Source organism: Shewanella vaxholmensis (genome assembly GCF_031932135.1).
GTDB classification, from domain to species: Bacteria; Pseudomonadota; Gammaproteobacteria; order Enterobacterales; family Shewanellaceae; genus Shewanella; species Shewanella hafniensis.
In genome coordinates, this window is record NZ_JAUOEV010000007.1 from 109014 (window position 1) to 123366 (window position 14353).

Consider the following 14353-nt stretch of genomic DNA (forward strand, 5'->3'; position numbering starts at 1 on the left):
ATTGTTAAACATCCTTGTATTTAACTTTTCGTATTTGTTTATCTTTGTATTTAGCTATCTTTGTTGTGAGCTATCCCTGTCCTTAAACAGGGATACGGATCCTGAAGAGTGCACCTTCTAAGTGGCTTTCTTCAATCTTTAAACTGCCACCGTAGCTGTGAACAATTTCATCACACACAGCTAATCCGATACCTTGTCCTGGTGACTGAGTATCGGCCCGAACGCCGCGTTGGATAATCTTTTGTCTTAGGTTTTCTTCAACACCCGGGCCATCATCCTCAACGATAAGTTCAAATTCGCCATGCGAATTAATTTGAGCTGAGACATGCACTTGGCTGATACATAAGCGGAAAGCGTTTTCCATCAGGTTGCCACACAGCTCCATCAAGTCGCCCTTGTTGCCGGGAAACATCAAGGAGGGAGGAATGCTCGCCGAGAACTGTACTTGCTTATCGCGGTAAATTTTAAATAACATTTGCGCTAATTGATCGACTAAGGGCGCAATCACAGTCTGTTCTTGCTTCAGGCCTTGGCGGCCTAACATGGCGCGTTTTAATTGATATTTGACCAGCTGATCCATCTGGCTGACCTGTTCCATGATCTTTTCGCTCGCCGATTGTTTACTCAAACTGGCGTCATCTGTGATGGCATGCACAGCGGCTAAGCGGGTCTTTAGGCTGTGTGCTAAGTCATTCATGGCATTTTGATAGCGTTGTTGTTGGGCACTCGATTGTTGTAGCATTTGGTTGAGTGCTTGAGTTACGCCTTCGAGTTCAACAGGATAGCCTTCAGAAAGCGACTTACTCTTACCTTGGTTAATCGATTGCAGTTCATTTTGCATCCGCACTAAGGGGCGCATACCCCAATAGGCGGCGCTAACTAATAGAATTAACGCTAAGGCCAATACCATGGCTAAACGAATATAAGTGCGTTTACTGAATTTACTGTATTCCTGCTCGAGTTTGGCGGCATCTTTGAGGACGAGCAGGTTGTAATGTACGCTGGCAATTTCCACTGCGAGCAAATAGACGAAGTAACCTCTGTCATCGGCCATAGTAAGATAATAGGGCGGTGAGTCGTTGCGAATTTCGTTAAAACGCTCGCAAGTATCAAATAAGCCACGGTCTACCGCGAGGGATGAAGTCCAAACCTGTTTGAATTTTTCATCACAACTCGCAATCACATAGCGTTCTTGCTTATTATTTTCCTCTAGCCACGCACTGGTATCTGGGATGAGATCGTGCTCCCGTAATTCGGCGGCGACTTGGGGGATTTCGGCAATGAGTTGTGCGGTTTCTTCGTTATAACTATTCTGCGCATGCAGGATATTGACCATCCATGCGAGCCCAAAACCCACTAAGGCAATAATCGATAGTGAGGTGAGAAACATCCGCGTCAGCAGACGTTTCTTAAATTTTAATCTTAATTGCATGGCAGGTTAAATTTATATCCTTGGCCGCGAATGGTGACGATAGGATTGTCTATCCCATCGCGGGTCAGTTTTTTGCGCAGGCGGCTGACCATGACTTCAATGGTGTTTGGATCGCCTTCTTTATCGCCATATATCACATCGAGCAAACGTTGTTTGGCAACAACTTCGTGGCAATGACGCATTAAATATTCGAGGATTAAATATTCAAAGGCCGTGACTTCCATGATTTCATCACTCAAGGTGACTTGTTTGGCGGCGAGATCGAGCTTCAATTCCCCACTGCAAATTACCGGCTTAACAAAGCCTGCACTGCGGCGCACTAAGGCATCTAACCTAGCGACGAGTTCTTCTTTTTGAAAGGGCTTAACTAAATAGTCATCGGCTCCGGCATTTAGGCCTTCGACCTTATCCTGCCAATTGACACGTGCGGTGAGGATTAATATCGGCGCTTTAAGATCGGCTTCTCTGAGTTGTTCAATTAAGCTAATGCCATCTTGATCGGGTAAACCTAAATCGACAATAGCCACATCGATGGGATAATTCGTGGCTTGATAGAAACCTTCTTTGGCAGTGAGCGCCACTTGAACTTGATTGCCGAGATCGCTTAATTGCACTTTTAAGTGGTGGGATAAAATAGGATCGTCTTCAACAACCAAAATTCTCATAATATACATGCCTTAATGTGGATGATCTAAGCCTTAGCAAAGCAGTCTACGCAAAATCACACTGATAACCAAATAGAGTCTTAGCATATCTTAGTCGAACTTAACCTTTGCTGACCGAGCGGAACTTGTGGTCAAAATAAGAACTTATTTATTGTTGAATAAGAAAGTATTACCGCAAAAAGTATTAGCGTATCGGTGAATTCCCCCAAGGAGACTTTTGTCTTCTGATCCGCAAAATGCCGTTACCACAGATAATTGCACCTAAGGTAAATAGCATCACCGCCATCATAATAAAAGATAATCTCAACCAAGGCGCTTCTTGCGCTAAACGCATTTGTATCGCTTCAATCGTGGTGACACCCCAGACGGTAAAGACACTCACAAATAATAGAACTTGTAATAAACGCAGTAAGTAAACTGAATTAAAGCATAAAGCTAAGGGGGCTATTGCAAAGGGGATAGCAAAGTTGATTTGTTCATAACGTACGAAGTGGGCACACAATAGCCAGCACGCTATCAGGATCCAAAGACTTCTCCACCACATTTGTTCAACTCCAATTAACGTATCAAAATAGTAAACATAATGTATCTAAAAACAAACTTCCGTACTATTGGCATGTTCACATTTTGCTAATTTTAGAAAAATGAATTGGCATCATTAATGTAAACAAACAGCGCAGGTTTAAGTGTGAACAAAAAATATAAATAAAAACGCCCAACACAGAGGCTGGGCGTGATGGGTATTTAACTAAGTCTAGTTAGATTTATCTGAATGATGAACTTGCTCATCAAAACTTCTAGCAGCCTTACCCGCTTGTGTGTTGTTAAACACTTGCTCGTTAAATTCACCTTCAGATTTCGCAATAATCACTGTTGCGACACAGTCGCCCGTCACGTTAACTGCGGTACGTACCATGTCGAGTAGGCGATCAACACCGATAATCAATGCAATACCTTCAACCGGTAAGCCAACTTGATTCAATACCATGGCCAGCATGATAAGTCCAACACCCGGAACGCCAGCTGTACCAATGGATGCCAATGTTGCTGTCACCACAACGGCGGCATAATCGGTGAGCGAGAGTTCAATGCCAAAAACCTGGGCGATAAATACAGTGGCCACACCTTGCATAATTGCAGTGCCATCCATATTAATGGTCGCACCTAAGGGGAGCGTGAAGGCAGCAATCTTATTATCGACACCTAATCTATGCTCAGAGGCTTCTATGGTAATAGGTAAAGTGGCATTTGAACTTGCTGTTGAGAAGGCAAACAATTGCACATCGCGCATTTTACGAATAAATATGAATGGATTGAGGCCTGAGAATAGTTTTAGAAGTGTCGGATAAACAATAAACGCATGGACCAGTAATACACCGAGAACTACGAAGAAATATTTAACTACGCTACCAAAGGTCTCTAAACCGAGCGTTAATGCTAGTTTTGCCATCAGCGCAAACACACCATAAGGTGCCAATTGCATAATCAGTGTCACGACGCGCATGATGACTTCATTTAAATCTTCAAACAAAGCCGCAACTCGTTTACCTCGCTCACCAATATGGGCAATAGCAAAGCCAAAAATAACCGCAAAAATAATGATTTGCAGCATATTTCCTTCACTCAATGCCTGCATCGGATTGGTGGGGACTATATTGATAATCACGCTTGAAAGACTGGGCGCTTCTTTGGCAATGTATTCCATTTTTTCTGAAGCGAGTGAAGCGTTCCCAGGATGTATAAGGACGGCACTGACAATCGCAACTACGAGAGCAATTGCGGTGGTGAATAAATAGAAAGCAAGGGTTTTGCCCCCTAAACGGCCTAATTTTGAAGGCTCACTCAGTGAGCAAGTGCCACAAACTAATGAAATAAAGACTAAAGGAACAACTAACATTTTTAAGCTGGAGATGAAAATGGTGCCGATAACATGTAAAAAACCTTCGGTAATATAGTCTTTTACGATATCGCTTTCTGGAAAGGCATTGCGGAGTATGAGACCTAAGACAATACCTGTTCCCATACCGATCAGAATTTTGCTTGTAAGGCCGAGTTTATTTTTTATCGAAATTGCCATGGAGAGTCCTGTGTGTTTTTTATACATTCTATTTTTTGGCGCTCACAAGACTAGCAAGAAAACCGCGAAGATGAAATGACAAATAGCGTTAAAGTATTTGTGTTATTTGTGAAATAAAATAAGGTTCTAGTGGGTAAAATTGGTGAAAATTGTGTAATGTTAGCCTATAAGTAATAAGCGTCTAGCTTAAGTATCATCATCAGAGTAACAGGGAGCCTGACAATGAAGTCAGCGTATAAGGTTTTTCTCGCAGGAATATGTTCACTTTTCTTGGTCGCATGTGGCGGCGGAGGCAATATCTCCGACGATGGCACTGGCACTACACCATCAGATAAATATGTCATTAAACTGGGGCTGACAAATTCAAGTGGGCAACCAATTGATGAAGTTTCGAATGCTGCACCAGGAAAGTTAACAGCAACCTTGACGAAAAATTCTTCAGCTTTTAGTGGTGCAAGAATTGTTTTTAGTCTAGAAGGGCAAGGAGTGTTAACTCCTGATAGTGGGGTGACTAATGCTGAGGGTAAGGTTTCTATTGATGTCTTGCCTGGTAATATACTTGGTTCTGGTGAAATTACAGCAACTTATACTCCAACAGGAGGTAGTGCTGTTACATCTGATATTTCCTTTAATACTAAAGGTGATGGTGGAGCATCAACAGGCGGTGCGCAGGTATCCTTGATTATGGTGAGTGACCCTGAGTCAAAAACTCCCATATCAACAATAACATCACTTTCACCAGGTTATCTTATTGCTAATGTTACAGGTATTTCCAAGCAAACAATTGTTCAATTCTCCAGTACGCGCGGTGAATTACCCATTGATACTGCTATTACTGAGCAAGGTGTTGCTTATGTTCAAATTTTAGCAGGTACTCAGCCAGGTGCTGGTAGTGCGACAGCGACGTTGCTAACGGGAGAAAAATCTGAACAACTAGTGTTTAGTATCGGTGCGACTAATGTGTTTATGGGAAGTGGTTCTCCATTTCAAAATGGTGTTGCATCTGTTGAGCCTTCAGTTGTTTCAGCGGGTGGGACTTCAAGTGTCTCAGTATCTATTCAGGATGACGCAGGAAATCTATTTGCCGATCCAGTTGAAGTTCAATTTACCTCTGTTTGTGCCTTGAAGGCGAATGCTGAAGCAGAATTAAGCACTCCTGTAGTCGCAGTTAACGGTATTGCAACCAGTACTTACTTAGCAAAAGGCTGTGTGGGGGACGACACTATTAATATAAGCGCTAATGTTGGTGGAAAATCTCTTACTGCCAAGGCGACGGTAAATGTCTTACCTGCAAGTGTTGGTAGTATCTTTTTCCTAGAGGCATTACCCGAAGTCATTAGGCTTAAAGGAACCGGTGGGGCAGAAGCCTCAACCGTGAAATTTAAAGTAATGGATAAAAATGGCATTCCGGTTAGTAATCAACGTGTGAATTTCTCGCTTAATACTGAAGTTGGCAATATCACTCTTGATCCTGAGTTTGCTACTACAAATGGTCAGGGAGTTGTTCAAACGGTAGTTAATTCGGGCTCAATATCAACAAGTGTCAGGGTTACTGCAGTGGTTGCTGGCAGTACGCCAGCAATATCAAGTCAATCGAATCAATTAGTTATTTCGACAGGTTTACCTGACCAAGATAGCTTTTCTTTATCGGCATCAAACCTAAGCCCTGAAGGTTGGGAATACGATGGCATTGAGGTTGATGTGACGGCACGATTGGCTGATGCATTCAACAACCCTGTACCCGATGGCACAGCTGTTTCCTTTACCACAGAGGGCGGTGTGATAGCGTCTTCGTGTTTGACAGTTAATGGTGCTTGTTCAGTTAAATGGACAAGCCAAAATCCTCGCCCTACTGGTGATACGTTAGCAATGCAAGGTAAAGAACCTTCGTTAGATGCGGAATTGGGTCAACCTTATGGCGGACGCGTGACGATATTAGCTACGGCTATCGGTGAAGAGTCTTTCCCAGATACTAATAGCAATGGACGTTTTGACGCATCTGAAGTGGCGAATTTTTTAAGCAAAAAGGATGTATCGGGTAATCTATATGACTTAAGTGAAGCGTTTGTCGACCATAATGAAGACCGTACTTTTAACCCAAGTGTAGCTGGTGGTGAAGAGGGAGGGGATGCTGAAGTGTTTACTGATTTTAATAGTAATGGCGTTTATGACCAAGCAGATGGTTTATACAATGGTAGTTTGTGCCAATTGGATGCTAATGGCAGTAAACATGCCGGATGTGCAGCGGGTAATACTTCGCTGAATGTGCGTGCTTCGTTAGTCTTGGTAATGTCGGGTAGTGATGCTATGGCTTCTGTTCCAGTAATTACTGATAGTTGTATTGATGATAAAGCTATAGTTGATGTGTGTGATGGTCTAAACGATAACAATACGATTGACATTATTGGTAAGTCGACTGGTGGCGTAACTATTATTATTGGGGATTTACATAATCAGCCTTTGCCTTCAGGAACAGTCATTACGTTTACCCCCTCAGCTGGTAGCTTAGCAAGTAAAGGCTCTTTCACTATCGCATCTTCAAATGATAACGGGGCAGGAAAGTATAGCGTTCTTATAAAAGGTGCTGACCAACCTGATGCAGGGTCATTAGTGATTGAAGCACTGACTAAAAAAGGTGTTTTAACGCAGATTGCAACGATCCCTGTCGTTATCCACTAGTCTATTGTCTATGAAATAAAATTATCGACAAGTGTTAACGCTATTTAGGACGGGTCAATAATATAAGTTAAAAGCGCACTTAATTGTGCGCTTTTATTGTCTAGTTTTTGGAATTATATTTATTCATTATCGCTGGAACTGATACACGCTACCTAGTTTCATGATTTGCGTGAGCTCATCTAATGCAGTGCGTGATTCGATGATTAGCTGAGGGTCAGCAAGATCTTGAGTGGTTAATCTGTCACGGTAATGTTTGTCTACCCAAAGGTTTAAACGCGAAAATAAGGCATCATTCATTAGAGTGTGTTGATTCACTGCCGCGACTTCCATCTCATTCATTGCAACACGCAAACGCAGGCAGGCGGGGCCGCCGCCGTTTTGCATGCTTTGTTTTACGTCGAAGTAAAGCACTTGCTTAATGGGAGTATTCAGCGTCAGTAGTTCATTCAAATAGGCAAATACTGCCGGATTTTCTTGGCAATCGGTTGGGGCAATAATGGCCATTTCACCAGAAGGAAGCGTAATAATCTGGGTATTGAATAAATAGCTTTTGACTGCGTCGTTAATCGCCACTTTAGCGGTGGGCACTTCAATGAAATACAGTTCGGTATCGAGCTTACGTTTAATTTCATCAATTTTATGTTGGGTATTTAAGAAGGCTTGTTCATGGTAGAACAGCACATTTTGATTACCTACTGCGATAACATCATTATGGAATACACCTTGATCAATGACATCAGGATTCTGCTGGATGAAGACGCAATTATCTTCTTCAAGCTGATGTAAGCGTGCCACCGCCATCGATGCTTCTAAGGTTTGTCTAGCTGGATACTTTTGCGGTTTAGGGGTATTGGGATTGGTGGCTTCTTGCCCATAAACGAACAGCTCTACACCGGCATGGCCGTACTCGTTGCATAGCCTAGTGTGGTTCGCCGCACCTTCATCACCGAAGCTATTATGCTCAGGTAAGTGACTATGGTGATGAAAATAGTGGGGATCACTGAAAGTTGCTGTTAATATGCGCCCCGTTGTGAGGGGCTCGATGCTGCGATGCAGTTTATCGACTAAATTTGCTGGAGTGAAATGCAGTTTGCCGTCACGTGTATCTGCACTGGGTGAGACAGTTGCGGCATTGGCAGTCCACATACTGGATGCACTGCAGCAGGCATTAAGTAGCATAGGCGCTTCTTTAGCAGCCTGTTTTAATACATTGGCGTCAGAGCCGGAAAATCCAATTCGGCGCAATGTGTAGAGGTCTGGACGCTCCTGAGGGGCTAACATGCCTTGAACCATGCCCATATCGGCAAGTGCTTTGGCTTTTTGGAGTCCTTGTTTCGCAGCAGCTTTGGGGTTGGAAACTAAGGCGGCATTGCTGAGAGAGGCGACATTGCCAAAAGACAACCCTGCGTAATTGTGTGTTGGTCCAACGAGTCCATCAAAATTCGCTTCAAAGTGCTTCATTGCTTATCCTTGTGATAGGGAAAGTTATTATTTGTTCATATGGTCCCTGAGGGAACCCAGTATACTGAAGCTTTTCGAGTGCACAAGCGGACGGTTTTGTGCTCAAAGCGACTTTTTCACGATAAATGCATAACTATTTCTTGCTTGCTGGCAAATAATGAAATATTAGTTTTTAATTACGCATATTATATTTTTACATTTTTTCAACTTTGATTAAAAAGTGACTCGCTGGTACATATAAAAGAGGGATTAACTTGAAACTATCAGTACAACCCTCTATATATGGTGCCAATTTCCACCTTCTTGAGATTTTTTGGCGCAAATTAAACTATGGGTAAATCGCTAGTTATTGTCGAATCACCGGCCAAAGCTAAGACTATTAATAAATATCTTGGCAAAGAATTCATCGTTAAATCGAGCGTAGGTCACATCCGTGATCTGCCGACATCATCGACTTCAGAAGGCAATGAAAAGGTTAAATCCGCTGCCGAAGTTAAGAAAATGTCGCCAGAAGAAAAAGCTCAATATAAAAAGGTGAAAGATCAGCAAGCGCTGGTGTCTCGCATGGGCGTAAACCCTGAAAAGGGCTGGGCGGCTAAGTATCAAATTTTGCCTGGCAAAGAAAAGGTTGTTAAAGAGTTACAGGCACTTGCCGATTCTGCCGACCAAATCTATCTCGCAACCGACTTAGACCGTGAGGGAGAAGCTATCGCCTGGCATTTGCAAGAGGTGATTGGCGGGGATCCTTCACGGTATCAACGTGTGGTTTTCAACGAAATTACTAAGTCTGCGATTCAAGACGCTTTTAGCAAGCCGTCGACACTCGACACTAACATGGTTAATGCCCAGCAAGCCCGTCGCTTCTTAGACAGAGTTGTCGGTTTTATGGTGTCGCCACTGCTGTGGAAAAAAGTCGCTCGCGGTTTATCCGCTGGACGAGTGCAGTCGGTTGCCGTTCGCTTAGTGGTTGAACGTGAAAGCGAAATTAAAGCCTTTGTACCGGAAGAGTTCTGGGATGTACATGCAGAGCTGAGTACGCCCGCTCAAGAAGCCTTGCGGATGGAAGTGGTTAAGCATCTAGATGCTGCCTTTAATCCTATCAATGAACAGCAAGCGATGGCTGCGGTTCAAGCGTTATCTGCGGCAAGTTTTACTGTACTGGCCCGCGAAGATAAAGCGACTCAAAGTAAACCATCGGCTCCCTTTATTACGTCGACACTGCAACAGGCCGCGAGTACACGCTTAGGTTTTGGTGTGAAGAAGACCATGATGATGGCGCAGCGACTTTACGAAGCTGGTCATATCACTTATATGCGTACCGACTCGACCAATTTGAGTCAAGAAGCCGTTGAAAACTTGCGCGATATGATTGCCAAAGAATTTGGTGATAAGTATCTACCCGCCGAACCGATTCGATACGGATCGAAAGAAGGTGCACAAGAGGCTCACGAAGCGATTCGTCCATCGAACGTTCAAGTGCAAGCAGCGACCTTATCTGATATGGAACGTGACGCTCAGCGCTTATATGAGCTTATTTGGCGCCAGTTTGTCTCGTGTCAGATGACGCCAGCCCAATATGATGCCACTAAGTTGACCGTAAAAGCGGGTGACTATGAGCTCAAAGCAACGGGACGTACTTTACGTTTTGATGGTTGGACTCGAGTTCAAACAGCACTCAAGAAGAAAAACGAAGAAGACAATACGTTGCCATTTGTGGCACAAGGCGATGTATTAGCGTTAAAAGAGTTGCAACCTAAACAACACTTTACTAAACCGCCTGCACGATACAGCGAAGCCTCTTTAGTTAAAGAATTAGAAAAACGCGGCATTGGCCGACCATCGACCTATGCAACTATTATTTCAACGATTCAAGATCGGGGTTATGTAAAAGTTGAGAATCGTCGTTTTTATGCCGAAAAAATGGGCGAAATTGTCAGCGAGCGATTAGTCGGCAGTTTTGCTGATTTAATGAGCTATGACTTTACCGCCAGCATGGAGCAAACATTAGATGATGTGGCTCGCGGTGAATTAGATTGGAAAAAAGTGCTCGATGGCTTCTATGCTGACTTTACTAAGCAATTAGAAAAAGCGGAGCTGGATCCCGAAGAAGGTGGCATGCGTCTTAACCAAATGGTAATGACGGATATCAAGTGCCCAACCTGTGGTCGCCCTATGGGTATTCGTACAGGTACGACTGGTGTTTTCCTGGGTTGCTCTGGTTACGAATTACCTCCTAAAGAGCGCTGTAAGACAACGATGAACCTTACGCCTGGCGTTGAGGCGATTAGCGAAAACAGTGAAGATGCCGAGACTGATGCACTGCGTGCGAAGCACCGCTGTAGTATTTGCGGCACAGCGATGGACAGTTACCTAATTGATGAGAAGCGTAAGCTACACGTCTGTGGTAACAACCCGATTTGTGAAGGCTATGAAGTCGAAGAAGGCCAATTCAAGATCAAAGGCTATGAAGGTCCGCTGATTGAGTGTGATCGCTGTGGCCACGACATGGAACTGAAAAACGGCCGTTTTGGTAAGTATTTTGGTTGTACCAATAGCGAATGTAAAAATACGCGTAAATTACTGAAGAACGGCGAGGCTGCGCCACCAAAAGAAGATCCTATCTATTTGCCTGATCTGAAATGCAGCAAATCGGATGCCCATTTCGTATTACGTGATGGTGCAGCAGGGATCTTCTTAGCGGCCAGTACTTTCCCGAAATCACGGGAAACCCGTGCACCTCTGGTTGAAGAGCTGGTTCAATACCGCGAGCTGCTGTGGCCTAAGTATCAATATTTAGCCGATGCGCCCGTCACTGATGACGAAGGCAATAAAGCTGCGGTGAAGTTTAGCCGTAAGACGAAAGAGCAATACGTTGCTACTGAAGTCGACGGCAAAGCCACTGGTTGGTCAGCGCATTACGTTAATGGCAAGTGGGTGAGTGAGACTACCAAGAAAGCCAAGAAAAGCGCATAGCGGCGGATTGAGTTAGTTTAACGCCAAGAGAATAACAAAAAAGCCAAGTCAATTATGACTTGGCTTTTTTGTTTCGATTTTCTTTAGAGACTGATTTGTTGCGGCAGATAATGAGCCAAAAATGTTGCTCGCTTTACTCGCACTCACTCACCACGCCCAATAACGCTGAAGAACGAGTGGAAGACGTGCCGCTAATTCAACTTAAAGGTAAGCAAACAGTAACTGATCACCATTTCTTTTTCGGTTGAAACAGCATGTCGATATCATCTTCTTCATTTTTAGGTCTAGGTGCACTGGGTTCAGATTGTTTTTGCGCGCCCATAATCTCATCAAGCAATTGTTTAGCCTCATCCACTTTACGACCAATGAAAGGGTCATTAGGCGTTTGTGCCTTAATCGCGTGCAATGTCGATAGTGCTTTAGTCACCATTTGTTTTGATGAACCATATTGCTTCATAAAACTGGCCGCTCTGGCACGGGAAAGCATGGAATCAACATTGATCCTGAGCTGTAAACTGTCGATACGATTTTCTTCCTGAGCAAAAATGCTCGGGTCGACTTTACCTTTATTATGCTCGGCTCTGAGTATTGCCTTGAGCTTTTTCAAGGTTTGAACTAGCGCTAAAATTTGTTTGTCGTTATCGGGTAGTCTGAAATTCTCAATCGGTGGTGATTGAGATTGACCAGACTGTAGGGTTGTTATTTGATTATTAATATCGGCTAGGCGGCGCTGATAATCAGACTGTTGCTGGGTATTACTAATTGCTGTCGCAGCTTGCAAGGCATCTTGCACACGGCGGTACAAAACCAACACAATATTCGTGCTACAAGGCATCATCCCTGTGTTAGATAACACAGCTTCGGTTTCATCGATAATTGCTCTTTGACGGGCAAATTCAATGCGACGCTCTGCTTCTGCGCGTTCTTTTTGTTGTTGTAATACGTTAATTCCGATAACAAGCAGTAAAAGCGCACCGATGAGGATCAGAACCAAGGTGAATGACATAGATGTTCCATTATTTATCCAATTGAGCTAATGCTACAATAAATCAATAAACTAGCATAGTTATCTTAGCCTAGGTTATCATTTCTGTCGTATGAATCTGCAGACTTGTGCTCTATATTCCTATTTGCTTTAAATTTTACTATATACTATAACGATTGATTATAGCTGAGAGTGCTTTGAGGGCTCAGTTGTTAATGGCATTTTGCGTGTTTGAGACAAGGAAATAAGATGAAACTGCAACAACTCAGGTATATTGCTGAGGTCGTAAAACATAACCTCAATGTGTCGGCAACTGCTGAAAACTTGTATACCTCTCAACCAGGGATCAGCAAACAAGTTCGCATGCTTGAAGATGAGTTGGGGATCCAAATATTTGGTCGTAGCGGTAAGCACTTAACCCATGTTACACCTGCAGGTTTGCAAGTGATCAGCATTGCCAATGATATTTTAGGTAAAGTAGAAAGCATTAAAAAAGTATCAGAAGAATATACTAAGCCCGATCAAGGCGAGTTAAATATTTCCACAACAGACACTCAGGCGCGCTATGCGTTACCAACAATCATCCGCCAGTTTATTGATCGTTACCCTAAAGTGAATTTACACATGCACCAAGGGACGCCAGCACAGATCAGCGAACAGGCAGCGCGTGGTGATGCGGATTTCGCCATTGCGACCGAAGCAATGCATTTGTATTCCGACTTGATTATGCTGCCATGTTATCACTGGAATCGCTCCATCGTGGTGCCTAAAGATCATCCCCTTGCGACTCGTAGCTTAAATAATCCGATTAGCATCGAAGAGTTAGCGCGCTTCCCCTTAGTGACCTATGTGTTTGGTTTTGACCGAGCCTCTGAAATTGAGAAAGCCTTTAATCGTGCCAATTTAGAGCCGCGTGTCGTTTTTAGTGCGACCAGCGCCGATGTGCTGAAGACCTATGTCCGTTTGGGATTAGGTGTGGGCGTTATCGCCTCAATGGCGATTGACCCTAATATTGATAAAGATCTAGTGGCGATTGATGCTGGCCATTTGTTTGCTCACAGTACGACTAAAATTGGCTTCAGGAAGGGCAGCTTCTTGCGTAGTTATATGTATGATTTTATTCAGCACTTTGCGCCGCATTTAACCCGTGACGTAGTGGAGAAAGCCGTCGCCTTACGGGACCAGCAGCTTATCGATGAAATGTTTGCTGATAAAAATTTGCCAATGCGTTAATTGGCGACGAGTTGCCGACATAAAAATGCCGCTAATATAAGCGGCATTTTTATGGGATGAGCGATTAAGATAAATCGACTTTATCCATTTCAAGTTGAGCAAGTGCTATAACAGCTTGGGTACGGTTGCGAACGCCCAGTTTTCTAAAAATGGCAGTCGCGTGCGCCTTGATGGTCGCTTCTGAAACGCCAAGATCGTAGGCAATTTGCTTATTTAACAAACCCTCGGCAAACATCTGCAGCACTTTATATTGCTGCGGCGTGAGATCGGATAATTTACTGGCCATTTTATCAACGGCATCGTCATCGATATCAATAATCTCAGCGCCTTTAGGTAACCAAATATCCCCGAATAACACTGCACTTAGCGCTTCTTTGAGGGTTTCCATCGAGGCCGATTTAGGGATAAAACCACTGCTGCCATAATGAATTGCACGGCTAATGGTATTGATATCCTCGTGGGCTGATATCACTACAACGGGTAGTTCGGGATAATGTGAGCGAAGATGGATAAGGGTGGAGTATCCGTGTGAACCTGGCATCTGCAGATCCAACAGTACAAGATCGTAGTCGACGCTACGGACATCCAATACAGATTGCAGTGCATCAGCACTGTCGGCTTCAAACCATTGTGCATGTTCAAACGCTGTGGTCAGCGCTTGACGTAGTGCATTTCTGAACAATGGGTGATCGTCTGCGATAATAATATTTAAGTTTTCTAGCTTCATGGCTTTTATGATTATGTTCGGGGCGCGTGAAGATTGAACTCAATGTAACAGAAAAGTAATCAAGGATCCTATTGCTTTATTCACGAATCAGGACAAAATTTTGATATGTTTCTGATTGTTA

10 protein-coding genes are annotated in these 14353 nt (G+C 43.6%); 3 read left to right on the forward strand and 7 right to left on the reverse strand.

Annotated elements, in window-relative coordinates; translation table 11 throughout:
* Window positions 1–82 precede the first annotated feature (82 nt).
* The 4 genes from Q4Q46_RS08545 to Q4Q46_RS08560 form a co-directional block, all read right to left on the reverse strand.
* Window positions 83–1432, reverse strand: coding sequence for an ATP-binding protein (locus Q4Q46_RS08545; RefSeq protein ID WP_311905715.1), 1350 nt, complete (start codon window positions 1430–1432; stop codon window positions 83–85).
* On the reverse strand, window positions 1423–2097 hold the full coding sequence (locus Q4Q46_RS08550) for a response regulator (RefSeq protein ID WP_106650745.1): 675 nt from the start codon (window positions 2095–2097) through the stop codon (window positions 1423–1425). Before Q4Q46_RS08550 ends, Q4Q46_RS08545 begins: the two co-directional genes overlap by 10 nt.
* Window positions 2098–2281: 184 nt before the next feature.
* Window positions 2282–2641, reverse strand: a complete 360-nt coding sequence (locus Q4Q46_RS08555) for a hypothetical protein (protein ID WP_259510518.1) — start codon at window positions 2639–2641, stop codon at window positions 2282–2284.
* Between the two features lie 210 nt (window positions 2642–2851).
* Window positions 2852–4174 (reverse strand): dicarboxylate/amino acid:cation symporter, encoded by a 1323-nt coding sequence (locus tag Q4Q46_RS08560; protein WP_259510517.1) that lies wholly within the window; start codon window positions 4172–4174, stop codon window positions 2852–2854.
* A gap of 222 nt (window positions 4175–4396) precedes the next feature.
* Between Q4Q46_RS08560 and Q4Q46_RS08565 the strand changes: the two genes are divergently transcribed.
* Window positions 4397–6853: a hypothetical protein gene (locus Q4Q46_RS08565; RefSeq protein WP_311905716.1), complete on the forward strand. Its 2457-nt coding sequence runs from the start codon at window positions 4397–4399 to the stop codon at window positions 6851–6853.
* Window positions 6854–6979: 126 nt separating this feature from the next.
* Here the strand turns inward: Q4Q46_RS08565 and astB are convergent, their stop codons facing one another.
* Window positions 6980–8314 carry an N-succinylarginine dihydrolase gene (gene astB, locus Q4Q46_RS08570; protein ID WP_261273135.1) on the reverse strand — a complete coding sequence of 445 codons (1335 nt, stop codon included), beginning with the start codon at window positions 8312–8314 and terminating at the stop codon, window positions 6980–6982.
* A 330-nt stretch (window positions 8315–8644) separates the two neighbouring features.
* Here astB and topA point away from each other — a divergent pair, with 330 nt between their 5' ends.
* Window positions 8645–11287 carry a type I DNA topoisomerase gene (gene topA / locus Q4Q46_RS08575; RefSeq protein ID WP_311905717.1) on the forward strand — a complete coding sequence of 881 codons (2643 nt, stop codon included), beginning with the start codon at window positions 8645–8647 and terminating at the stop codon, window positions 11285–11287.
* Between the two features lie 226 nt (window positions 11288–11513).
* Here the strand turns inward: topA and zomB are convergent, their stop codons facing one another.
* Complete coding sequence (gene zomB / locus Q4Q46_RS08580) at window positions 11514–12293, reverse strand: flagellar motor control protein ZomB (RefSeq protein WP_261272789.1); 780 nt, start codon at window positions 12291–12293, stop codon at window positions 11514–11516.
* Window positions 12294–12521: 228 nt separating this feature from the next.
* On the opposite strand from zomB, the gene cysB reads away from it, so the two are divergent.
* On the forward strand, window positions 12522–13505 hold the full coding sequence (cysB, locus tag Q4Q46_RS08585; RefSeq protein WP_106650738.1) for an HTH-type transcriptional regulator CysB: 984 nt from the start codon (window positions 12522–12524) through the stop codon (window positions 13503–13505).
* Window positions 13506–13569: 64 nt separating this feature from the next.
* Here the strand turns inward: cysB and Q4Q46_RS08590 are convergent, their stop codons facing one another.
* The gene (locus tag Q4Q46_RS08590; RefSeq protein WP_311905718.1) at window positions 13570–14232 is read right to left on the reverse strand and encodes a response regulator transcription factor; all 663 of its coding nucleotides are present in this window, start codon (window positions 14230–14232) and stop codon (window positions 13570–13572) included.
* Window positions 14233–14353 lie beyond the last annotated feature (121 nt).